Here is a 22,890-nt window from a genome sequence, read left to right as displayed (position 1 = left end):
CGAACTACCAGAGGCTGGCCAGCGCGACGAGGCGGCCGGAATGTCGTTTGAGGGAGCGTGTCGCAGCCTTGATGGCTGCGCGCTCGGGCGGCGGTGTTTCGCGCCAGTCCCTGCCAACAAGGTCAGGCAGGTTGCCGCTCACCTGGGCCAGCAGCAGGATGACCATGCGCAGCTCTTCGGGCAGGCTGAACCACTCCTGGTTCTCTGCATCGATATAGCCCCGGCCTGATTGCTTGCGGTATTCCTTGCGCAGGGCTGCCCACTGCTTGCGCGTCTCCAGCGGCATGGGCACTGCATCGCTCTCACGCAGCGGGCCCCAGGCTTCCACAGTGATGCGCAGCAATTCAACCGCCCCAGGCAGCAGCGCACTCGGCTCCGCAGATGTATCGGGCAGTGGCTCTGCCACCAACACATCCGCAGGTGCCAGCTTGGGCGGCAGCATTACCAGAGCATTGCGCATCGGGGCGTTCATTCAGACCCTCACGCAGCTCATGAACCATGCAGCGCCATAGATACGCACTGCGCAATCCCTGGCCATGAGGTTATTGGGAGCACCGATCACCATGCGGCGGCGCACATGGTCCTTGTCGTAGTGAGTGATGGCAAAGTGGCTCATGCGATGGTCTTTCAGGTTTTTTGGGCGTGAAAAGGGCCGCAGGGCCAGCAAACTGGCTCTGTCAGCGGTGTGGAAAGCGGAAGGGGTTAGGGCGCTAGGTGCGCGGCGGGTCGGGCGGTATGCCTGCGAACAGGTCGCCCGTTACCGGCTCGGTGTGCTCGGGCACATGCTCTGCAGACCGCGCCACATCCATCTGGGTACGTACCAAGTCACGGCGCACATGGGTGGATATGGGCAGGTTCACCGCAGGGTCAGGGGTGGCGCTGGGGGAGATCGTGTAGTGAATCTCCATGACTGCCTTGAACGTATGGCCGCACTCGTAGTTGGTGCAGCAATAGATGAATGTGCGAGTCAGCGCGCTGGTTTCAAAGCTGGTGCGCGAGTTGCAAGGCGACTTGCAATGCGGGCAGCGCAGGCGCGTTCTGTCGCGCGGAATGCTCTTGGGCTTGCGGTCAAGGACCAGCGGCGGCTGCTTTTTGGCGGGTGCCTGAGCTTGCCCGTTCGCGGTGTTACAGCCTTGCCCGGTTTGTCCCACAGCTTGAGGCTCCACAACGCCCATGCTGACCTTACGCACGCCTACGCCCAGGGCAGCCTGCGCAAAACTACGATGCGCCTGCAGACCGGGCTCTGCATTGAAAGGATCGTTTTCGACCATGGGCACCTCACTCATAGCTGACAGCACCCACTGCGGGCGTGGCCACAGCGCGCTGCTGTATGCGTTGGCGGTAGATCGGCATGCCCATGCGAAACACGGCCCGCGCAAAGTTGCCAGGGCGGCGCGATTCGTTACGGGCCATTTCTTCCACATCGGCCTGCTCTGTGGAGTTCAGGCGCATGGCAATCGGCTTTTCATTGACCAGACCACTGGCCGCCTGCCAGCGGCTGCGGGCGGGCTGTGCCACATCGGCCTGCAGCGTCAAAAAGCCTTGCTCGCGGTACACGGCCAGACCCAGCAGGTAGACCATGCGGGCAAAGTTGCCCGCAGGCCTGTCCTCTGCGCGGGCCAAGCACAGCACCTCGTCCAGCTCTTGCTGGCCCAGGCGAATGGCAATGGGCTTGTTCACAGCCGATACGACCAGATGCGTAGGTGATGTGGTGGCCTGCAGGTTGTGGTTGGTGGTCATGTACGATGAGCTGGCTTGTTACAGCATGCAAATGAAACGGATAGCAGCCAATGCGCTACTCAACAGAGAAACTGATGTTCGCGGCCATGGTTCAGGAGCAGGCTGTCGCGCTTGCTAACGAGGCTTTTGAGCACGACAAGAAGAAAGCCTTTGGCACCCAAAGCAGTGATGGGGTGGAGTCTGGTGAATTCGATGCATGGCAAGCCACTTGGCGGGAAAGCCACCCTATCGAGACCTACCTGCAAGCGGCGCTTGACCGCATTGAGTCGGTTGCAGACTTCATTTTTCAAAGCCCACGGCACTAGCAGCCTTTGAGTCCTTGATATGTTGCAAATTGTTTTTTCGCCCTGTCTGGCGGCACAATGAAGCACCACAACATCAAAGCCGGAGGGGCAGAAATGCAGACAAAACTCCTGGATGGGATCGTTCCACGCATTGACGACCAGCTCATCATGGCCATGGTCGAAGTCCAAGCCCATTTTGAGTGGCGCGAAACGGGGAAGGACAGAGTTATTGGCCTTCGCAACGAGTCGGGTCAGATCTACCGGCACTTCGTTGCCAATGGCATGGGGGAGTTCATGCACCTGATATCTGTGCTGGAAACCCTCAATTTGCGGGAACAGGTGCTGGATACGTTCGGAATGCGTGAAGGCTGCGACACCATCTTTTCCTGAGCTGCCAGCCGCTGCACGCAATGCCTCAGGGCACAGCCATTTCCGCATGCACTTGAGGATGATGCGCACCACGGACGAACCAACGGTGCAGTGGATTCCTCGATTTGCGCAAGCATGGCCTGCCGGGACGGTGATGGTGGTCATGTACGATGAGAACTGAGATTTACAACGTACTAGGATTATTGAGCCTTATAAGGCTCAGTGTCAAGGATTTATTGTGCCTTTTGATACCAGTCATGGAGAGAGACTGACCGAGGAGCGCCAACGACTTGGCGTCTCACAGGTTGAGCTGGCTGATACGTGCGGGATCACTCGCACCATGCTTAGTCGCTACGAGCGAGCAGCTGCGGAGCCAGGATCGGGCTCATTGATAGCTCTAGCAAATGCCGGTGTTGATGTTCTGTATGTGCTGACTGGTCGGCGTGAAGGACAGTCTGAGGCAACGCTCAATGCAGATGAGCATGATTTACTGGATGCATGGCGAAGCGGAACACAAGAGGTGCGAGCTGCCTTACAAGCCGTGGCCAAGTTGGCTTCTTCTTATCAAGAGAAATAGGTAAGAAGCGACTTTCGGGCTGACAGTCCAGAGAGACTGCAGCTCATTAAAGAGGGGGAGTGCAATGCTGGTTTTAGAGAACAGCCGTTCAACGCGGCGAGGTCTTTTCACCGCCTTGGTCGCTGCAGCATTGGGTTTGCTCGTAGGTTGCTCTCAGCACGACGGCAGCAGCACCGCCGGGCCATCCCAACAAGCGCCGCGTGCGGCTCAGCTGGATGAGGCGGGAATGATCGCCGCTGTTGGCCGCCCTGTGGTCAGCGAAACCCGCCTTAACGATGGCAAGGGCTACAGCTTCCTTACCGACAAATGCGGCAGGAGTGTGTGCGGGCCGGATTTCGGCCTTGAATTCCGCCGCGGTCGCGTGAACGTGTATTGGGAGTTTTTCAGGGATGACGACGGCGAGACCTATGAAGTCAAGAACGCCGAAAACCTGCAGTTGGCCGCTCAGGTGTTGACCTACGCCCTTGGCGAAGACTCCGCACGCCAGTTGCTGGAAAGCGCCAAGAACGGCGACCCCGTGCGCGACGGCAAGTTTGCAGGCAAGCGCGTTGGGCTGTCCACCGGCCCCACTTCAACGCTAGTGCAGATTTTTCTCTGAATAGGTGACGCTATGTTTGCGCGCTTATTTTGGGCTACCTGCGCTTGCCTTGTATTGGCTACGACCGTTGCCCAGGCGAATGCTGCCAACTATCCATGCTCGGGCCGCAAGGGCGGTGTGTCGCATTGCCAGGGTGAGCTGTTCATCTGCAATGACGGCTCCGTCAGCATTTCAGAACGCAACCAACTTGGTGTAATTCTTTCCGGAGGATTATTTTCGGATTCAATACTTATATTTAATCTGAAAAAATCTTATAAAGAATAAAATTTCAACTTACATACTAAATCATCATGGTTTCAAGTGATATTAATTCTGTGAAGTTCTTGCACTTTAGTGACTTGCATTTTGGTTTGAAGCAGCAGGACTGGATGTGGCCGCGACTGAAAAATCAGTTATTCCATGATCTCAAAAGTCTGCATAATGATACGGGCCCGTGGGATTTAGTTATATTTTCTGGTGACTTGACTCAACAAGCAAGCAAAGAGGAATTTTCGGAACTGACGAAGACTCTTAAGGAGCTATGGGCGGAATTTAATAAACTAGGATCGAATCCTTCGCTTTTTGTTGTTCCTGGCAATCATGATTTAACCCGTCCGAGTGAAATAGACCCATCATCTATTGTTTTGAGTCAATGGTGGGATGTAGTGGGTGTTCAGGAAGACTTTTGGAAGTCTGATTCTTCTAAATATCGGAAATCTGTTGAGACCTGGTTTCAGAACTACGTGGATTGGTACGATTCTTTGACGGGCTCTATACCTTTGATTAGTGTGAATAGAGGCACACTACCCGGTGATGTGTCTGCAGTATTTGAAAAAGAAGGTATTAAGCTAGGTATTGCTGGTCTAAATTCTTCATGGCTGCAACATCGGGGTGGTAATCTAGAGGGGCAGCTTTGTGTGCATCCTCGCCAATTAATGTCTGTGATGAGTAATGATCCGGATAAATGGTGTGCAGAAAATGATTTCAATCTATTGGTTACTCATCATCCCGCGGAATGGCTACACTCCTCATCTTTGAATCTATGGGAAGCGGAAATTAATCCCCCTGGAAGATTCGATGCCCATCTTTTTGGGCATATGCATGAAGGTATATCTAAAACAGTATCTGTTTCTGGTGGGCTGGATCGTCTCACAATTCAAGCAGCATCTATTTTTGGCCTGGAGCATTTTGGAACTAACAGAGAGAGAAGAGATCACGGTTACTCTGTTATTAATATTTATAAAAAAGAGGAATCTCCGGTTATTAGAGTTTGGCCAAGAAAGTTAATAAAAAGGTCAGATAACTCAGCTAAGTTATGTGCTAATCAAGAGTGGAATCTTGTCGATGATCGTTATTGCGATATAGCAATTAATAAAGGTATTAGTTCCTTAGGAAATATTAAAAATGAGGAGAAATCCGATATATTGGTTGAAGTTGACTCCAAGGATGTCCTGAGTCGGCTGACATGTCCTGTAACCAATATTAACGCTCATATGGCAGTTCGCAAAGCGGAAAGAGCCGTATTCCTTGCAGCTCTCAAAGAAAAGAGAATGGCATGGCTTGTTGCAGATTGGGGGCAGGGAGGTAATGAGTTCGTTGCATGTGTAAAGCATCAGCTTTTAGATGATGCAGGTGATATTTTTTATCTGGATTTGCATAAATATAGGACAACTGAAGATATATTGGCTGGAGTGCCAGAGGTTCTCGGTTGCAGCTTTGAGAAGCTATGTCGTGATTTAGCCGAAAATGGCCCTGGATTCGTAGTTCTTGACGACATAAATATTGATCTTGATACAGAAAACTCTCTGTCGCATAAGATTCATAGCTTTATTAAAGTAATACTGGATTTTTGTCCTGAGATTAGTGTAATTGTTCTTTCTAGGGTGCAGCCTGCAGCTACTGAAATAAGAGTAGTTGAGCTTTCTCCATTAGATGAAGCTGACACTGCCCAATACATTATTGCTCATGAGCGTGGAGGGAAGAGATTTTCTATGTACGATGCAGTATCCCGATTGTATCGGCATACTGATGGTAATCCTTATCGAATAGATTCAGCTTTGAAGGACCTTCAAATAGTCGGGCTTCAAGGGCTTCATGAACTTGATTCTGACGTGTCAGGTAAAAGTGTTGCTAGTCGAGATATGGCATTACCTTTGAAAAGAGCAATCGACGATCTTGCTGAATCAGAAGATGAGGCCTGTCTTCGTGCATATGCTTTATTAAAAGTCCTATCAATTTTTCCTCAAGGTGAGCAATTCTCGAGGATTAGACGCTTTTATGGTGCGCGGGCATTTTACCCAAATCATGTTTCATTGCTTTTGGATAGAGCACTAATTGATGCAATGGATGTAACCTCGTTAGAGGTCAATAGTCTCATAAATAATAATGGGAAGGCATTGGTGGTTAGGCGCCCAATCAGAGAATATATAATTCAAGAGCTGTCTGAGGAAGAGCATCGAGAATTAAGTGAAAAAGCTTTATCTTTGTACTTTGGAGAAAGCTCAACTTGGGAGATTCGTGGTATCACACCTCCGTCTTACTTGAAATTTGAAGATTCAAGATGTGAACTCAGAGAAATTGGGAATGCCACAACCATGGTTCTGAGAGCAGCCAAAGCATCGATTGATTCTGGAGATAAAAAATCAATGCGTAGGGCCATCGCACTTGCTACATCATATGCGGCGAGTCTTAAGCAAGGTGGTCATTATCGTAGCATATCTAGTCTTTATGACGATTTTCTACCCCTATTTGAATGTGATCTTGAAGATTTAGATATTTCTCTGGCAAGAGAGCAATACGCGGAATCTCTGCGAATGATCGGAGAGCATGAGCGAGCACGTGAATTATTTATTCAGTGTGAGCCAATGGCGGTGTCAAACTCTAGAAAACAAAGTGTTCTATTAAGTCTGGCTTTGTGCTGTGAATCACTTAGCGATTATTCTGAGGAAGCAGTTGAGATTGCAAAGCGGTGTGAGAAGATTGCGCCGAAAACTAATTCCGCCCTTCAGGCTCGAAGTATTATTATTGCAAATGATCCAGCTTGCGAAATAGACCGTGATGAAAAGCTTGAGAAACTTCAGGCGCTTGCGATTAAAAGAAAGTCATTTGTCGTGGCAAATAATATTGCTCTTGATCGTGCTGCATCGGTTGAAAGTTCTTCTGAGAGGAAAAGTATATTGAACGACGTTGCGAGCATCGCGAAGAAAGAGAGCGATGCTTACAATTTTATTAGAAGCTCTCTTAAGTTGGCAAAAATTTCTCTAAAAGAAAATGGACAACTTAGTCGCGAGCAGATGTCGGAATGTACACAAGCTTATAGCTATATATACAATCAAAGAATTGATCCATTGTTTAGTGAATGCCATGAAATATTGTGGAACTCATTCTCAAACTCAGGTGATATTGAAAATCTGCTAAATCTATTTAGACATAGCTCCTTGATTTGGCGTCTCAGAGAAAATGTCAATAAAGAGAAAGAGTATATAGAACGTTTATTCCCTTTGCTTGGACAAAAACAAAATGAGGGTGTTCTTAATGCTAATCGAGGACTTCTTTATTTTCTTACAAGGAGTTTGGAATTCTCTACATCGACGCCAGAAGTGGCATCTGCAAAATCTCTTCTGAAACAAATAGACATTGATGAATGATTAATATATTCGCTCCGGTTTCTATCATTAGCTTAGTAGTAAAATATTTACATATTTGATCGTGAGCTATTATAAATCTGGAGCGAATAGTTAATAGAGAAAATTCCACTCAAAGTAAATTGATTGAAAAAATATTTGATAAGGACGTTCCTTTATTAAATAAAGCGTGCGCTTCGTTTGTACGGGGGCTGTGGTAGTTACTAATCATCTTTAACTTCATCCCCTCCGTCCACACCCTCGCTCTGCTGAGTCTCCAGCGTCAGCTGGCTGATGTAGCCACTGTTGCTCAGGCTGTGGCGCACGGCAGTGACCATCCACACGGTTTCATCAATCTGCTTTTTCCAGCCGCTGACTATCACCGGCCGCTGGGGCATGACATCGGCACGGCCATAGGCCAGGGTGATGTCAAAGGAGTAAATGCCGCGCTGAATGCGTAGCCATTCGGCACGGGCGGCGGCCAGGGCGTCCGCCTCGTTGGCATAAGTCTGGCGAAGAGTCTTGGCCCGACCGCTGATGCCCGCGACCACGCTGGAGCGGGTGCCGCGCTTGATGTTGTTATAGAAGGCCTTGACGCCGCTATACGAGTCACGGTCTGAGCGTGCCCAGCGGTGCTGGTCGCCGGCATCGCGGGTGATGGTGACGGGCGGCAGCTCTTTGCCGCTGGGCGTGCGGGCCTTGCGTGCCTGGCTAAAAAGCAGTGTGCCGTTTTTGATGTTGCACAGGCAATCCATCTGCCTCCCCAGGCGGCGCAGAAACGAGGCGTCGGACTCTTGCGCCTGATCGGCGTGGCCAATCTTGCGCAGCGCTATTTCCTTGTCGATGCTGACCTTGAGCTTGTTCTGCGCACCAATGCTGCGCACGATGGTGCCTACGGTGGTCTTGTGCCAGCTGCGGTCCTTGAGGGTGCGCAGCTCGTCCAGCATATTGGCCGCACGGCCGCGCAGGGTGATGGTGTCGGGTGCGCCGCTGTATTCCACGGCCTGGATGGTGTAGCTGCCCTTATCCACCAGCCCCAGGGGAAAGCCGCCCATTTCGTCGTCCGTTGGCGCCCGGTAGGGGCCGCTGCCAGGACTGAGCTGCCAGCCTATGGCCACGGTCATGGGGTCGCCGGTTTCGGGCAGCTCCACGGCGCCGTCATGGTCGCTGATGACGATTTCCACCTCATCGGCTTCGCCGTCGCGGTTGTCGGTGATGTTGAGGCTGACCAGACGCGGCGCAAAGCGGTCAGAAACGTCCTGGCCCTTGACCGTCACACGCCAGATGGGCGTGAGCTGCAGGAACAGGCGGCGGTTGCTGCTGCCCGTGGTGCTGGCCGTGGGCAGGGTGGCGCGGATGTCGGAAATATCGCTCATTGGCTTTCCCTTAACTCATGCTCACGGCGTCGGATGTTTCCAAGTCGCCCATTTCATCGGAGTAGCCGTCCTCGCCCTCATCGTCCTGGTCGATGCGGCGTAGGGTCAGGCTGAATTCAATCTTGCGGGCGGTGCCGTCCACCTCAAAGAAGGTTTTGGTTTCCTGCATTTCGGTGATGACGTAGGCGCCGTAGATGGTGCCGCTGCCTTCCACCAGTGCCCAGGCCAAGCCGGTGTTACCCATGCGGCGCAGCTCGTCCAGGCTGGCGGGCTTGCCTTTGAACTCCGGGACCATGCTGCCGCTCAGGGTGATGATGTCCTCGCCATAGCCCAGGTATTGCGAGGTATCGCGCCCGCCCACAATGCTCTGGGTGGGGTGCTTCCACGAGGTACGGCGCTGCAGCTCTTGATACGAGAGGGTATCGAGGCTGAAAACAAAGAGGCCGAGACACATTTGCATGACGGTCAATTCCAATCAATAGTCGGTAAAGCTGTTTTGCAGGCGTGCAGCTTTGGCGCGCTCGCGCCGTTCGATGACGCGCTCCACCTCCCGGCCAATGGCCTGCAGGTCCATGCCTGGGGCGGCGTGAATCTGGATGGTGATGGTGTCGCCGTGGATCACTGGGGCAGGGCGCGCAGCTGCAGGCGCCGGGGTGGCCAGCACCGGGCGGCGGTCAATCTGCACGGGTTCGGCCTGCATCGGCATGGCCTGCTGTGCAATCGCTGGCAGTTGCTGCAGAACGGGCAGCAGTGGCTGGGTGACGGCAGGCGGCGCTTGCTCCAGCACAGGCCGCAGAGGCATGATCTGCCGTGCGACTGGCGGCAGTTGCTGCAGCACAGGCGCCAGCTGCTGCGTGATTGCCGGTAAGGCTTGCGCCAGGACCGGCTGCACAGGCATGCGTTGCTGCAGCATGGGCTGCAGTTGTTGCATCAAGGGCTCCACCGGCCGGGTGAGTGCAGGCAGCGCCTGGGGCAGCACCGGCTGCAGCGGCATGGTCTGCCGCGTTACTGGTGGAACCTGGGGCGCTATGGCCTGCAACGGCACCGGCTGCGGCGCCACAGGGGCAACCTGGGCCACCGTGGCCTGCAAAGCCATTGGCTGCTGCAGCATGGGTTGAGCCTGGGCCACCACCGGCTGGGCGATGGGCGGCAGGACGGCGGGCAATGGCCGGGACGCGCGCGGCAACTCCTGAGAAATTGCGGGCGGTGTGGCTTGCTCCCATTGCGGCGCCGCGATGACCGGAGCCGCCAGAGAAACACCGGCCGCCATGGCCATGGCTGCAGCCGATTGGCGCACCATGCCCACAGTGCGATCAATGCCGATTGCTGCACCCTCAGCCACGTTGACGCCCGCTGCCATGAACACGCGGCTAGGACTGTGAATGCCCAGCTTTTCCTTGAACCAGCCAATGGCCGAATCGGCAGCACCGCCCACGGCTTCGCGCACCATGGACAGCTTGCTGGTGATCCCGTTGACAAGCCCCTGGATGATGTTGGCGCCGAACTCGCTGAATTTGGTGGGTAGCGCTACGCCGAAGTAGCTCATGACGCCCGCGAAGGCTTGGTAGAAGAGGGCCAGCGGGCTCCAGTTCATGATGGCCGCACCGATGTTTTGCAGCACCGCCGGGAAGGAACCACCCAAAGCAGCCCAGGCCGCGCGGGCACCCTCCACCATGGTGTTGATGGCACTCAGGAACAAGTCTTTCAGCGTGCCGCCAATGGACAGCACCGCATTGCGCAGCAGTCCGTACATGCCGAAGGTGACAGCGTTCAGCCCGGATTCAGCGGTTTGCCAGATGCCTGCAAACAGTGAGCCCCACTGGCCTGCGTTGAAATAGCCCTTGAACTCCTCCCAGCGCTGAGCCACGTTGTAAATGACCGTGCCAAAGCCCAGAAGCGCCGCAGTGATGGGGAAGGCGCGCATTGGCAGCGTAAGCAGGCGCAATGCGCCGGCCGCCGTACCGCGCAGCAAGCCCAGGGCGCCCGCCGCCGTGGTAAACGTCGCGCGCAGCCGCATGAAGATGCCCGCCGCGCCGCCCATGCCACGGAATGCGTTGCCCAGCGAACCCGACAGCACTGACGACAGGCCGCGCAGGGCCGTGGTGAATCCCATGGTCTGCATGCCCATCATTCGGAACAGAAAGCGCATCAGCAGGAACTTGCCCGCGATCAGAGCAAGCGGTACCAGCAGAGCGCCCAGCACAACCATCAGACCAGCCAACACGGCCACGGTGCGGGCGATGCCGGCAGTCAGCGCGGGGTGTTCTTTTATCCATCCGCCCACGCTGCTGGTGATGTCGCCAACGGCCTTGATGATGTCCTTTGCATCGCCCTTGATGGTGTCGCCGACTGCCGCCATGACATTGGTGAAGCCGCCTTGTGCGGAGTCCAGCACATTGGTCAGCGTTGCCAGTTGCTGATCCACACGCTTTTGAAGGTCGGCCTGGGCTTCCATTTTGGCCACAACTTCATCGTAGCCAGCCTTGCCCTTGCTGATCATTGTGTCCAGCGCCTGCATAGTTTCGCTGTCATCACCAAACAAGTCTTTAATGACAGAAAGCCGCTTTTCCGTGGTCAGTCCGTTGAGCTTGCTCAGCTCTTTGTACATCTGCTCGATCGAGCCAAACTCACCCTTGCCATTGGTGAAGTCCAGTTTCAGGCTGATGCCTTTTTCTATCTTCAGCCCGTCAGTGACTTTCTTGATCTTGTCGGTGTTCATGGCCGACTGGAAGATTTTGCGGAAGGCGTTGCCTGCGGCTTCGCCTTTCATGCCCGTCTGATCCATCATGACCAGCAGAGGGGCCAGCATCTTGCTGGCTTCCAGCCCGTCCTTGCGAATAACGTTCATGATGGGCGACATCTTGGTAAAGCCCTGCAGCATGTTCCCAGAGTCCACGCCCAGGTAGAAGGTGCGTTGGATCATGTCCATCAGGCCTAGCATGTCCTTCTCGGTGGTGCGCGTGGCGTCCTGCATCTTGGCCGCGAACTCAGCAGCCGCAGTCACCGGCATGCGCAGCTGCACGCCCAGCAGTGCGGCGGCCTCGCCCGTGCCGCCCAGAATGGATTGCGCAGACAGGCCCTGCCGTCGCAGCATGGTCATCATTTCGATGAAGTCAGCAGTTGTACCCGGCAAGCGATCACCCAGGCGTTTTGCCAGTGCATCGATCTGGGTGAATTCTGCCGACACACTGCCGTCGGATTGCATCATGCTTGCGCTCAGCTGGGTGGTGGCATCTTCCTGCTTGGAGAAAGCGCCCAGCGTGGCCTGCACCGGCTTGGCCAGGGTGCGGCCCTCGGCCACCATGCCCACGCCCAGACCCACGGCCATGCCTGCGTGCATCATTGACTTGGCGTGATTGGCCTTGAGCGCGGCCAGCTTGTCCTGCTGGACCTTGAGCTGGGCCAGTGCCTGCTTCTGGCGCTCCATAGCTGCAGTGGCTGCCTCGATCTGGGTTTTTTGATTGCGGGACTGCTGGCCCAGCTTGTCGGTGCTGATGCCCGCGCGCTCCAGGCGCTGCTGGTAGCCGATCAGGCGTTCCTTGCCGTTGTCAATCTTGCTGCTGAGCTGAGCAATGCCTGCCTCTGTGGTTTTGATCTGGGTGCGGTATTTGCTGAGCGTGGAGTTTGAGCGCTCATAGGCCGTCTGACTGCTCAGCAGCCGGATGCGGGCCATCTCCAGCTGGCGGCTGAATTCGGGCGTTGCCGTGGCTCCATCCTGCAATGCCCTGGTGAGCTTGCTGTGTGACTCGCGCGCTGTCTTGAGCGATGCGGCAATGTTCCTGTGCCGTTCGCGGTGCTCCACAAGGCTGGCATTGCTGCCTGCCAGCTTGCCCTGCAGGTCTTGCAGGTCGCGTTGCTGGCCACGCAGCTGGACGCGCGTTTTGCGCAGGCCGTCAATGTCTTGCTGGGCTTTTTCGAGGCCGCGCAGTTGGTCGCGGGTGGCCTTGAGTGCTGCGGCGGCATCCTTGCTGCCGGACTGAATGCCGCGCAGTGGAGCCAGGACCTTATCGCGCAGCTCCAGAATGAGGCGCAGGCGAGTGTCAGACATGGGCACCCCCTTGCGCCTGGGCGCGGGAGTGCAGAGGCGGAGTTAGTCCGTTTCGGCCAGCAGGCGCTCTATTTCGCGGGCCTGGGCGCGGTGGTCCTCGGCGCTGGTGTGCGCCCAAAGGCCAGTGGCAGCCATGATGGGTGCCAGGGCAAAGCCCAGCACGACCAGGGCGGCCAGTGCAAACAGCGCGTAGAGGAAGAAGTCGGGAGACATGGCCCATATATTACACACCCTGATGTTGGGCGCGAATGCGGGCACGTTCACGCCATTCCATGAGGTCGGCCAGCGTCATGTCATCCACATCTGCCGGCCGCCAATGAAAGACCATGGCCAAGTCGGCCATGGCGTCTTCTACGCAGTCAGATATTCCGCGCGGATACTCTTGCGCACGAAAAAACCCGCCACCTTGGTGCCCAGCTCGGTGATGTCGGCAGGGTCGAGCTGCGCGATTTCGTGGGGCAGCAGCGTGGGGGTGGTGATGCGGGGCAGGATCATCTGCACGGCGCCCACATCGAGCGACAGCAGCTCGGTGAGCTTGACGCCGCGCAGCTGGCCAGCCATCGGCTTGCGCAGGGTGATTGCCTTGACTTCGGTGTCACCGCGTTTGATGGGATAGTCCAGCGTGACAACTTCCACGCCTTCGACCACGGGAGTGGCGCCTGTGCTCAGGTCTTTGGTGTCGTTTTCGTTCATGGTGATTGGTTCTCAAATAAAAGGGGAATGAGGGGCGTCGGGTCACATACCGATAGCGCGGCGGATTTTGGAAAGTACGTCCTGGCCATCGACGTTGAAGACCATGCCGGGCATGTCAATCTCGATCACATCGCGGCCGTCCACGGTGAGCTTGTAGTAACTGACGCTGATGGTGTGGGTGTGCTCGGTGTCGTCGCCCGCCTTGGCGTCGCCGGGGTCGATTTCTCGCACGCGCCCGCTGACCAGAATTTCCACGGCCGTCACTACGGCGGTGCTGTCGTCTTCATAGGCGCCCGCAAACCGCCACTGGTTGGCGTTGTGGGTCTTGCCGCCGAAAGCGCGGTAGCCGTCCAGCAGGAAGCCGCCAGCCTTGAAAGACAGCTCCAGCTTTTCCAGTCCGAGGTCCACCTCGATGGGGCCATGCATGCCGCCGCCGCGCCACTCTTCGACCTTGCGGGTGAGCTTGGGCACAGTCACGCTGTCGATGAGCGCACGCCACACGTTGCCGTCGCCAAAGAGGTTGAAGTTTTTGAGTTTGGAAGGCAGTGCCATTGATTGGTGCTCCTATGGTTTCAGGCTCAGGCCTGGATGGCAGCCGCGAACTCGGCCAGAAAGTCGTCCGTGATGGATTGCTCAAAGATGAGGTTTTCCAGCGGCGGCACGGGCGTGTATCGGTAGCTGATGAGCAGGCGGCCCGCTGCCAGGTCTTCCTTGCTGTTGCGGTCGGGGTCAAAGTAGGCCTCGGCGCCGATCAGGTAGCCGCCAGTCTTGAGGTCACGGAAGCGGCTGTTGATATAGCCCAGCATGTCGCGCACCAAGCTGGGGTGCATGGGCTTGTCCACGAATGCAAAGTGCGCCTCGGCAATCGTGTCGGCCAGCACCTGGGCCGTGCGTGTGTAGTTCTCAAAGGAGAACTTGCCGCCTTGTTCCTCGCAGGTACGCGAGCCCCAGAAGCGGTAGCCGCTGCGGCGGATGATGGTGGTGACTTCCAGGGCGTTGAGGTAGCCCGCATCGCTGGCCGGGTTCTGCAGGTCGAAGAATACGGGCACGGTGATGCCCTCGGGGCCGTTGATGACGGCATTGCTGATGTTCTTGTGCCAGCCCACTTCCTGGTCCAGCTTGGCGCGCAGACCCAGGGCGTAGGCGGGGGCTGCCAGGGTGACGGCCGCGCCTGTGCCCTCGGCGCCGCCTGTGTTGTCCCAGGCCATGAAGTTGGGCCACAACACCATGACTTCGCGCTGGCCGAATTCCTTGCGGTAGTTGGTGGCTTCTTCCTTGGTCTTGGCATAGCCGCCCGTGGCATCGCGTGCCGCCACATAGGTGAAGGCGCGCAGAGACTGCGCAGCGGTGGCCAGAGCATTGGCCACGGCCTTGGTGTCCAGCTCGGGGGCGCCGATGATGCGGGGCTTCACGCCCAGCTCGGATTCCGCCGCCAGCAGTGCCTGGATGCCTGTGCGCTGGCCGGTGGCGGTTACGGTGCCGATGACGTTGGTGGTAGTGGCTGCAATGTCGGCGCCTTCTTCCACACGCACCACGATGGTCAGGGCGCGGGATTGGCCGCTGATGGCCGTCAGCGCTTTAGCCAAGGTTCCGCCCTTGCCAGCCTTGCCAATGCCGCCTGCAGGATTGGTGAGCAGCACAGGGGTGTTGATGGGGAATGCTTCGTCGTCGGCGTCCGGTGCCGTGGCCACCAGACCGATGACGGCCGTGGACACCACGCGGATGGCCGCGCCAGTGCCCGCAGTCTCGATGACACGGACGCCATGGTGATATTCAGTTGCAGCCATGTGGCTTCCTTTGAATGAAGGGGATGGAAGGGGTGAAGGTGCTCAGGCGGCAGCGTTGGCAGAGCCCTTGCCGCGCTTGCCCTTGGGCTGGCCGTTTGCTTCTTGGCTGGCACTTGCATCAGCCTCAGCGGGGGAATCGGCGCTCTCGACGCCTTGGGTATTCGCCTGGACTTGCACCTGGGCCTGCAGCTCATTGAGCAGAGGGGCCACTTGCTTGTAGGGACGATCTGCCACACAGCTCAGGATGAAGTGGGCGGCTTCTTCCGTGACGGTCAGCGTCACGATGTTGGGGTTTGTCGATTGAGACATGGGCTTTGCATAGGGGTGGGTTGCTGGTCCCCTATGGTTGCGCCCGGAGCCCGAATGAGCCAGCGCGGCCCGTTGTGGCGGCGACTGGCACGTAACTGGCCCGCACCCTGGGCCTGATTTCGCTACACCGCCACGCCTACGGCATAGACAAACAACTCATCCAGATCACTTTCCGAGAGCTGCAGCAGTTGGGCCATGGTCTGCATGGCTGGGCTGCCCCGCTCCCAGGTAGTCGCGCGTTGGTAGCCGATTTTTACGGTGTAGCGTTGCACCTCGTCGGGGATGTGAGCGATTGCCGCCAGCACATCGTCCTCGGTGATGCGCTTGATGGCGAAGAGTGCCACCAGACCCTGCGCAGGGCTGCAGACCTTTGGTTTTTCTGGTGGCGGGCTTTCGGGTGGCTTGGGGATGTCTTCGAGCTTCCAGGTTCCATCGACGCGCCGCCAGCAGGTTACGCCCGGTTCATTGCGGTCGGGCGGCTCATCCTCGTAGGCGCCCGCAGGGATGAGGAAGATATCTGGCTCAAGCGGGCTTTCATAGGCCTCGGTGATGCCGATGAAGTAACCCAGTTCGTTGGTTTGAAAGACAGGTTTGGTTTTCATGTCGATCCTTAGAGGTACTTGATAACGCCGAACAGGGCCACGTTTCGGGGGCGGGCCATATTGATAAAGCCAGCCGAAGAGGCCTCCACATACTGCAAGACAGCGCCGCTTGATGTGACGCGTGATGCATACATGGTCAGGGGATAGGTGCCAACCCATTTGTCAGCGATAGCATCCCAACTCAGATAGGTGCTATCGCCGAGGCTCACGATGTCGAAGCTCTCAGTACCGCCAAAGTCATCGTGTACTACTGGGGTGCCGGTTTGCCAGGAGCCGCAAGCCCGGCTTGGGTCAACACCGCGAGCGTCATCCCAGAAGCGCGGGAACTCGCCGCGCAGGTCAGGCAGGTTGAACGTGGTGCTGCCATTGCCCGCGCCATACAAGGTTCCAAGCACTGCAAACAGCTTGGCGTAGGTGGTGCGGCTGACCGCTGAGCCATCGCATTTCAGATACCCGGCGGGCAGCGCCGAGGTGGAAAACATGATGACCGTCCCCGTGGGAACGTGGTCGCTCAAGGTGTCCGCCAAGCCTTTAGGCGTTACCACTCGCACAAGATCGGTGCCTGCTTTGGCCTCTGCTGTAGTGGCCAGCTCGACAACGCCCGAGACAGTCTCCGTAGCTGCTGCCAGTTGGTGGGCATGACTGGTGGCTGTGACCGTGTTTGTGGTCGCCCCGCTCAGTGTGGTGGGGGTTCCCAGGGCCATCGTGCGGTCTGCAGTGAGGTTGCCACCGCCCGTCAGACCATTGCCCGCCACGATGTTGCGCGCGGCCAGTGCGCCGTCCGTGATGCCGTAACCGGCCAAGGTGGTGGGTTTTCCGGTGACGTTGGCCCACGCCGGCGTAACCGTGACAGCGCCCGCAGCAGTGAGGCGGCCTTGTGCATCGACCGTGAACGTGGACATGGCCGTGGCGCTGCCGTAGCTGCCTGCCGTCACTGTCGTGTTGGCCAGGGCAATCGTGCGGTCTGCGGTGAGGTTGCCGCCACCACTCAAACCCGTGCCCGTGTTGATGGCGCGGGCGGCCAGGGCGCCGTCCGTTATGCCGTAGCCCGCCAAGGTGGTGGGCTTGCCGGTGATGCTGCCCCAGGCCGGTGTGACGGTGACGCTACCGGCAGCCGTCAGTCGCCCCTGGGCATCGACGGTGAAGGTGGACATAGCCGTGGCGCTGCCGTAGCTGCCAGCGGTCACTGCCGTGTTGGCCAGCGCAATGGTGCGATTGGCAGAGAGGTCGCCGCCGCCCGTGAGGCCTGTGCCTGCGGTGATTGTGCGCTCGTCCGTCAGGCTCTTGCGCCATGCGCTCCAGCCGGTGTTATAGCGGGAGCGGGTCCACTGGTCGCCGTTGTTGTAATGGGTGTAGGTCTGCGTGCTGATGGACGCACCATCCCCAATGACCAGCAGCGTGCCAGCGGCAGCCACCGGGTAATTGGTGCCGCCCGTCGCATTGGCGTTGGTGCTTTGCGTGTAGATGCCTCGGCCCGTCAACGTGTTGAGGTCCACACCGCTACCGATGGCCGATGCCAGGGTGACGGCAGCACCGTCGCCCAGATCGGCCACGTTCAGGCTGACCAGATGGGTGTGGCTGGTGGTGCTGACTGCGTTGGTGCTGGTGCCGGTCAACGTGCCGGGCGTGCCCATGGTGAGCGTGCGGTCTGCGGTGAGATTGCCGCCGCCCGTCAGGCCATTGCCCGCCACGATGTTGCGCGCGGCCAGGGCACCGTCCGTGATGCCGTAGCCCGCCAGCGTGGTGGGCTTGCCGGTGACGCTGCCCCAGGCCGGCGTGACGGTGGCGGACCCGGCTGCCGTCAGCCGCCCCTGGGCATCGACGGTGAAGGTGGGGGCAGCCGTAGCACTGCCATAACTGCCAGCCGTCACTGCGGTGTTGGCCAGGGCAATGGTGCGGTCTGCAGTCAGGTTGCCGCCGCCGCTCAGCCCAGTGCCTGCGGTGATGGTGCGGGCCGCCAGGGCGCCGTCCGTGATGCCATAGCCTGCCAGCGTGGTGGGCTTGCCGGTGACACTGCCCCAGGCCGGGGTGACGGTGGCGCTACCGGCTGCCGTCAGCCGCCCCTGGGCATCGACGGTGAAGGTGGGGGCGGCCGTGGCACTGCCGTAGCTGCCCGCCGTCACTGTTGTGTTGGCCAGCGCAATGGTGCGATTGGCCGAGAGGTCGCCGCCACCCGTGAGGCCTGTGCCGGCAGTGATGGAGCGGGCAGCAAGGGCGGCGTCCGTGATGCCATAGCCTGCCAGGGTGGTGGGCTTGCCCGTGACATCGGCCCAGGCCGGGGTGATGGTTGCACTATCTGCCGCAGTCAAGCGGCCTTGAGCATCGACCGTGAACGTGGGCACCGTGGTTGCGCTGCCATAGCTGCCTGCCGTCACTGTGGTGTTGGCCAAGGCAATGGTGCGGTTTGCGGTGAGGTTGCCGCCACCCGTGAGGCCGGTGCCTGCTGTGATGGTCCGAGCGGCCAGGGCGGCGTCTGTGATGCCATAACCCGCCAAGGTGGTGGGCTTGCCGGTGACGCTGGCCCAGGCCGGGGTGACGGTGGCGCTACCGGCCGCCGTCAAGCGGCCTTGAGCATCGACCGTGAAGGTCGGCACTGCCGTGGCGCTACCGTAGCTGCCCGCCGTCACTGCCGTGTTGGCCAGGGTGATGGTGCGATTGGCAGCAAGGCTGCCGCCTCCTGTGAGGCCCACGCCTGCCGTGATGACCGTGGCGGCCAAGGCCCGCGCGTTGAAAAGCGTCTTGACGCTGGCCGCCGTGAGCGCACGGACAGCATCTGCCAGCCCGTTGGCCTCGGCTTCGGTGGCCAGCTCCACCACGCCCTGGCGGTCTGTGGTCGCCGGTGGGTTGATGAAATTGGTTTCCCCGAACTGCAGCGTACTGATGTTCACGGAGCCGTCCAGCACGCGCAGATCAGTGGACAGCAGGAAGATGGACGCCGCCGACTTTTCCAGAATCACAGCAGCTTGGCTATAGGTGCCCAGCAGCACGCCGTTATCGAGGTACAGGCCCAGGCCGCGCACGGTGTAGGTCTGATTGCCATCGTCGCGGATGGTGACGTGGATGGTGTCTTTTGCCACCACATCCCCGGCAATGGTGGTGATGCGCTTGATTTCGTTGGGAATGGTGGTCAATGCCTCGGTGGGCGTGAAGGCGGTGGCGGTCACGCCGACGCTGACCAAGGTGCGCGCCAAGATCCCGTTCTGGGCGGCGTTCACAAGCGCCTGCCGCCCTGCAGAGGTGAGTTTGAAGATGATGGCCATAGGGTGCGGTTGAGGTTGCCTTGAGGTCAGCCCACATCCATGTCAAGCCGCGTGTATGCCACGGGCCTGCCCACACATGCGAGCTGGATAGATGCCTGGGCACTGAGTCCCTGGATGAAGGTGAAATGGGAGCGCAGCGGCTTGACGCGCGAGACTTCGGCCATAACGTCCTGCACGAATGCGGCGCTGGCCTGCTCTCCGTCCTGGCCGGTCATGGTGAATACCAGCTCAAAGGTGTGCGGCGTGCCTTTGGGGGCGGTCTGCCACCATTCGCGAATGCTGATGGCGCCGCCGAAGCTGGCCACGGTGTCGCGCACGCTCTTGAGGGTGCCGCGTTGCCGCTGGACCTGAATGGCATTGCGGACCAGCGCCCGCTTGATTGCCTCAGGCCACTCGCTGCGCCAAGCCTCCACACCCATGGCCCAGGCGAGCCAGGGCAGAAACTCCAGCGGGCAGGTGTCGGGATTCCATAGTGCGCGGTGCGGCTGGTCGATGGCGTCAAGGTGCTTGACCATGACCGACTCTGCCGCTCTGTCCAGCGGCGTGGCGTTGGGTGGAAGCAGGGAATCAGCCAACGATGCCCCCGTGCGTTACGTTGATGGCGGTACACCAACTGGCCTGAGTTTCACCCACAACCACATCCGCGGTCGGGCTGGTCAGCTCTACACGGTCCACGCCCTCGATGTGCAGGGCGGCATAGATGCCGGACAGGGTGGGGCGCCGGCCGATGCGGTGCATGGATTCGGCATAGGCCGCCACGCGCTGCTGAGCGGTGGTCAGTACGCTGGACGAGTCCGGCCCCGGCAAGGTGTAAATCTTGGCGGCAATCTGGTAGTTGACGATGGTGGCCGCCTGGACGATCACCTCATCCGTGAGCGGGCGGATGTCGTCCGCATTGACTGCGGCCGACACGGCATTGAGCAGGGCTTGACTCGGCACGCCGCTACCCACACGGGAGAGCACAGAAACCACGACACGGCCCGGCGTGGGGCTGGTGGCCGCCGCGTCCAAGATTTGGCCGTCTGCGGTTTTGGCATGGAAGACATAGGCGCCCACAGGCCCGGCCACGCTGTAGCCGCGCGGGGCCAACTGGATGCGGGCGCGGAATGTTTCATCGTCCTCATAGACTGCCGCCACTGGGGGGATGGCTGCCGGGTTTGCTGGGGTGATGACCAGCCGCTGCACGCCATAGAAAACCGCAAGCTGATCCAGATCGCCTTTACGGGAATAGGCCAGCATGACGGCGTGGGCGCTGTCGTTTCTGTCGCTGCGCTCGACCACTAGCTGCATTGCCAGGCGCTCCAGCCACTTGGTCAATGGCTCGGACTCCAGGGCCAGGGTGTCGCTGACGGCAGAGCGGGCCTCTGCGGGCATGGCCGCCACAAGGTCGGCCTTGAGCGCGGCAAGAATGGTTTCAAACTCTGGCACCACCACCACGGCGGGAGCCGGCAGCTTGCTCATGTCAATGATTTGCGCATTGCTCATGTGCTGGCACCTTGGGCGGGTTGAATGCTCACTGCTTGGCGGCGTGTGGATGCCTGCCCACGGTCTTGGCGCTCCAACTGCAGCACGGCCCGGCCGCTGGCGTCAAAGCCGAGAAACGCACGGCGCAGGCGCGTGCGGGGCTCGTGTTTCATGATGGCCTGCGCTGTGGCCGCCTGCAGCCTCAGGATGTTGGCGGGCGTCATGGACTGGTCGATGAGCTGCGGGATGAAGCTGCCATAGCCCCGGCGCATGACGCGCGAGCCGATGGGCGTGGTGAGAATGTCCGTTATGGACTGGCTGATGTGCGCGGCGTAGTCGATGCTGCGGCCGGTGTTGACGTTCATCATGCTGCACCCCCGATAGGTCCGCCGCTGTTGCCGCTACCCGTCTGTACGCCACCATGCGGGTGGTAACGCAGGCTGACACCGCTGGCAATCACATCCTGAGTCGTGCGCAGCGTGCCCTGGATTTCCGCCGCACCGTTGGCGCCTGCAGCTGTCCCACTGCCGCGCATGCCGCCCTGATAAGTCAAAGAGCCTTTGACAAGACAGTGGCCGGTCATGGTGACTTGTGGGCTGTCGATGGTGACGCTATCCGGCGCCACCAGCTTGGCCGTACCGCCACCGGGCAGCGTGGCCACCAGAGCATGGGCCGCGTGGTCGTACTCGATCACGGCGCCGTCCGGGTATTTGGTGATGGTCTTATTGGGGTCGCTGCTGGGAGCTGGCTTGCCGGTGCTGTTGAGCCCGACGATCACCACGGCCGCGCCCAGGTCGCCGCTGGGGGACAGCACGGTGGCTTGTTCGCCCACGGTGGGCGGGTTCCATGTAGTGGTGCCACCCGCGCGGGCTTCGTGATAGGGGCGCCAGTCTGTGACCAGTTCACCCAGGGAGACACGCACCAGCGCAGGCTTGCCGGGGCTGCCGTGGTCCACGGAGTGAATGCTCCCCACGCGGATCATGTTGTGCAGCAAACGCTGCATGTCGCCAATGGCGAGGGCCGGATCGGAGTTCATGCACCGACTGTGCCGGGCAGCATGCGGGCGCGCGAGTGGCGGGCAGTGTGGCGGCAACCTGCACGCGAGGGAGCATCCTAACTGACCATTTTTACTCGCTTTGCTAACGCCCCATCTCAGTCATGCAGCTTTTGAGCATCCCGCTTCTCAGCCTTAAATAGCCCTCGGCGTCATTCGGAAGCGATGCCTGTCGTGCTCCACATGGAAGACAGGTATCCCTTTTTCAGCACAAATTTCCTTGATATCGGTCGCGTCTTGCTCTTTGATCAAAGAGCCGAGGTAGACAGCTTTGGGTGTGGGCATCCTGAATGGAGCACCATGTTCTTTAATAAATCCATGATCGAGTACCAGCCGCCACTCCTCTTCGTATTTCCAGTCTGCAGCTTTCACTAGGGCAATCTGAGTAGGCCGAAGATTGTTGTAGTGCTCTCCGGATTTCATGACAGTCGATGCATCAAAAACCTCGTCTTGATAAATGACGGGATACATAAACCGATTGCAGTAATCGGATGGCGGTAAATCACTCACCATGTACTCAATGCAGAAGCCCTTGTGCTGATCTGCGTAGTGTGACCACATCAACATTGAATCAAGGCGAGCAGAGAAGGAACAGGCTCTGTAAGAGTCTTTTAGCGTCTCTAAGTCCTTGCCAAACGCTCTATCGCACTCGGCAAGAAGCTCATCAAAAGCAGCCAGCTGCTCAGGAGACATTGCCTTTGACAATACTTCTCTAGCAGCCTTCAAAGGTCGCTCACCTGCAGCAACTCTGGCTTCCAGCAGTTCATAGATTGGCTTAGCAAACATATCCCGGAAATCGGGCGGCATGGATGTGCCACCAGCTTTGTCTGAATTGACAAAGATATGGCAGTCATATGGGTCATTGAAGCTAGAAGGATGGGCCAACCAAACGGTTCCATCTCTTAAGTTCTTTATTGAGTACCCATCCGCAGATCGATACTTAAAAAGCCGGCTGGGAATATGTTTGTGTTTTAAAGCGAAAGCATCCTCAATTCTCAAATTTCTGGAATCTTCTGGGAAAAGGTACTCACTAAACTCCTTGAACCACTCCATCATTCGCCTTTACTCATTTATTTAGCTGCGAATGATACCTTCCCCTCATAGGGACGGATTCTCGCCATAGGATG

At 58.3% G+C, this 22,890-nt stretch carries 24 protein-coding genes; 3 read left to right on the top strand and 21 right to left on the bottom strand.

Features of this window, described 5'->3' with window-relative positions; all coding sequences use genetic code 11:
- Positions 1 to 4 precede the first annotated feature (4 nt).
- The 5 genes from O987_RS23070 to O987_RS29130 form a co-directional block, all read right to left on the bottom strand.
- Positions 5 to 472, bottom strand: a complete 468-nt coding sequence (locus O987_RS23070; RefSeq protein WP_043375029.1) for a hypothetical protein — start codon at positions 470 to 472, stop codon at positions 5 to 7.
- Positions 473 to 616 (bottom strand): hypothetical protein, encoded by a 144-nt coding sequence (locus tag O987_RS29295; RefSeq protein ID WP_200879578.1) that lies wholly within the window; start codon positions 614 to 616, stop codon positions 473 to 475.
- A gap of 94 nt (positions 617 to 710) precedes the next feature.
- Entirely contained in the window at positions 711 to 1,271 is a 561-nt protein-coding gene (locus O987_RS23065) for an ogr/Delta-like zinc finger family protein (protein ID WP_043375026.1), read from the bottom strand.
- Positions 1,272 to 1,278: 7 nt separating this feature from the next.
- Positions 1,279 to 1,740 carry a hypothetical protein gene (locus O987_RS23060; RefSeq protein ID WP_043375023.1) on the bottom strand — a complete coding sequence of 154 codons (462 nt, stop codon included), beginning with the start codon at positions 1,738 to 1,740 and terminating at the stop codon, positions 1,279 to 1,281.
- A gap of 59 nt (positions 1,741 to 1,799) precedes the next feature.
- Positions 1,800 to 2,558: a hypothetical protein gene (locus O987_RS29130; RefSeq protein ID WP_158407687.1), complete on the bottom strand. Its 759-nt coding sequence runs from the start codon at positions 2,556 to 2,558 to the stop codon at positions 1,800 to 1,802.
- A 73-nt stretch (positions 2,559 to 2,631) separates the two neighbouring features.
- On the opposite strand from O987_RS29130, the gene O987_RS28490 reads away from it, so the two are divergent.
- From O987_RS28490 to O987_RS28480, 3 genes are all read left to right on the top strand, one after another.
- On the top strand, positions 2,632 to 2,970 hold the full coding sequence (locus O987_RS28490) for a helix-turn-helix domain-containing protein (protein ID WP_158407686.1): 339 nt from the start codon (positions 2,632 to 2,634) through the stop codon (positions 2,968 to 2,970).
- Between the two features lie 64 nt (positions 2,971 to 3,034).
- Positions 3,035 to 3,568 (top strand): hypothetical protein, encoded by a 534-nt coding sequence (locus tag O987_RS23045; protein WP_235214209.1) that lies wholly within the window; start codon positions 3,035 to 3,037, stop codon positions 3,566 to 3,568.
- Between the two features lie 290 nt (positions 3,569 to 3,858).
- Positions 3,859 to 7,194, top strand: a complete 3,336-nt coding sequence (locus O987_RS28480) for a metallophosphoesterase (RefSeq protein WP_080731592.1) — start codon at positions 3,859 to 3,861, stop codon at positions 7,192 to 7,194.
- Positions 7,195 to 7,394: 200 nt separating this feature from the next.
- Here O987_RS28480 and O987_RS23035 read toward each other — a convergent pair whose 3' ends face one another.
- From O987_RS23035 to O987_RS22950, 16 genes are all read right to left on the bottom strand, one after another.
- Positions 7,395 to 8,546 (bottom strand): contractile injection system protein, VgrG/Pvc8 family, encoded by a 1,152-nt coding sequence (locus O987_RS23035; RefSeq protein ID WP_051962251.1) that lies wholly within the window; start codon positions 8,544 to 8,546, stop codon positions 7,395 to 7,397.
- Positions 8,547 to 8,556: 10 nt separating this feature from the next.
- The gene (locus tag O987_RS23030; RefSeq protein WP_043376886.1) at positions 8,557 to 9,006 is read right to left on the bottom strand and encodes a phage tail protein; all 450 of its coding nucleotides are present in this window, start codon (positions 9,004 to 9,006) and stop codon (positions 8,557 to 8,559) included.
- A gap of 15 nt (positions 9,007 to 9,021) precedes the next feature.
- Positions 9,022 to 12,594 carry a phage tail tape measure protein gene (locus O987_RS23025; RefSeq protein ID WP_043375012.1) on the bottom strand — a complete coding sequence of 1,191 codons (3,573 nt, stop codon included), beginning with the start codon at positions 12,592 to 12,594 and terminating at the stop codon, positions 9,022 to 9,024.
- Positions 12,595 to 12,636: 42 nt separating this feature from the next.
- Positions 12,637 to 12,807 carry a hypothetical protein gene (locus O987_RS29290; protein WP_200879577.1) on the bottom strand — a complete coding sequence of 57 codons (171 nt, stop codon included), beginning with the start codon at positions 12,805 to 12,807 and terminating at the stop codon, positions 12,637 to 12,639.
- A 10-nt stretch (positions 12,808 to 12,817) separates the two neighbouring features.
- Positions 12,818 to 12,937, bottom strand: a complete 120-nt coding sequence (locus O987_RS28475; protein ID WP_003051665.1) for a GpE family phage tail protein — start codon at positions 12,935 to 12,937, stop codon at positions 12,818 to 12,820.
- 8 nt (positions 12,938 to 12,945) lie between these two features.
- Positions 12,946 to 13,287 carry a phage tail assembly protein gene (locus O987_RS23015; RefSeq protein WP_043375009.1) on the bottom strand — a complete coding sequence of 114 codons (342 nt, stop codon included), beginning with the start codon at positions 13,285 to 13,287 and terminating at the stop codon, positions 12,946 to 12,948.
- Between the two features lie 42 nt (positions 13,288 to 13,329).
- A complete protein-coding gene (locus O987_RS23010) occupies positions 13,330 to 13,839 on the bottom strand; it encodes a phage major tail tube protein (protein ID WP_019044051.1) in 510 nt (169 codons plus the stop codon).
- Between the two features lie 26 nt (positions 13,840 to 13,865).
- Positions 13,866 to 15,074, bottom strand: coding sequence for a phage tail sheath subtilisin-like domain-containing protein (locus O987_RS23005; protein ID WP_043375006.1), 1,209 nt, complete (start codon positions 15,072 to 15,074; stop codon positions 13,866 to 13,868).
- A 42-nt stretch (positions 15,075 to 15,116) separates the two neighbouring features.
- Positions 15,117 to 15,383 (bottom strand): hypothetical protein, encoded by a 267-nt coding sequence (locus tag O987_RS23000; protein WP_043376884.1) that lies wholly within the window; start codon positions 15,381 to 15,383, stop codon positions 15,117 to 15,119.
- 122 nt (positions 15,384 to 15,505) lie between these two features.
- Positions 15,506 to 15,985, bottom strand: a complete 480-nt coding sequence (locus O987_RS29600) for a hypothetical protein (RefSeq protein ID WP_235214208.1) — start codon at positions 15,983 to 15,985, stop codon at positions 15,506 to 15,508.
- Positions 15,986 to 15,993: 8 nt separating this feature from the next.
- Entirely contained in the window at positions 15,994 to 19,245 is a 3,252-nt protein-coding gene (locus tag O987_RS29595) for a tail fiber protein (protein ID WP_051962250.1), read from the bottom strand.
- A 26-nt stretch (positions 19,246 to 19,271) separates the two neighbouring features.
- Positions 19,272 to 19,820, bottom strand: coding sequence for a phage tail protein I (locus O987_RS22970; RefSeq protein ID WP_019044220.1), 549 nt, complete (start codon positions 19,818 to 19,820; stop codon positions 19,272 to 19,274).
- Positions 19,813 to 20,730 carry a baseplate assembly protein gene (locus O987_RS22965; RefSeq protein ID WP_043375003.1) on the bottom strand — a complete coding sequence of 306 codons (918 nt, stop codon included), beginning with the start codon at positions 20,728 to 20,730 and terminating at the stop codon, positions 19,813 to 19,815. The genes O987_RS22970 and O987_RS22965 overlap by 8 nt, the downstream gene beginning before the upstream one ends.
- Positions 20,727 to 21,077 carry a GPW/gp25 family protein gene (locus O987_RS22960; RefSeq protein ID WP_080731591.1) on the bottom strand — a complete coding sequence of 117 codons (351 nt, stop codon included), beginning with the start codon at positions 21,075 to 21,077 and terminating at the stop codon, positions 20,727 to 20,729. Before O987_RS22960 ends, O987_RS22965 begins: the two co-directional genes overlap by 4 nt.
- Positions 21,074 to 21,745 (bottom strand): phage baseplate assembly protein V, encoded by a 672-nt coding sequence (locus tag O987_RS22955; RefSeq protein WP_043374999.1) that lies wholly within the window; start codon positions 21,743 to 21,745, stop codon positions 21,074 to 21,076. The genes O987_RS22960 and O987_RS22955 overlap by 4 nt, the downstream gene beginning before the upstream one ends.
- Before the next feature lie 153 nt (positions 21,746 to 21,898).
- On the bottom strand, positions 21,899 to 22,819 hold the full coding sequence (locus O987_RS22950) for a DUF2971 domain-containing protein (protein WP_043374995.1): 921 nt from the start codon (positions 22,817 to 22,819) through the stop codon (positions 21,899 to 21,901).
- Between the last annotated feature and the right edge of the window lie 71 nt (positions 22,820 to 22,890).

Source organism: Comamonas testosteroni TK102 (genome assembly GCF_000739375.1).
Taxonomy (GTDB): Bacteria; Pseudomonadota; Gammaproteobacteria; order Burkholderiales; family Burkholderiaceae_C; genus Comamonas; species Comamonas brasiliensis.
This window is presented reverse-complemented; position numbering and strand designations above follow the sequence as displayed.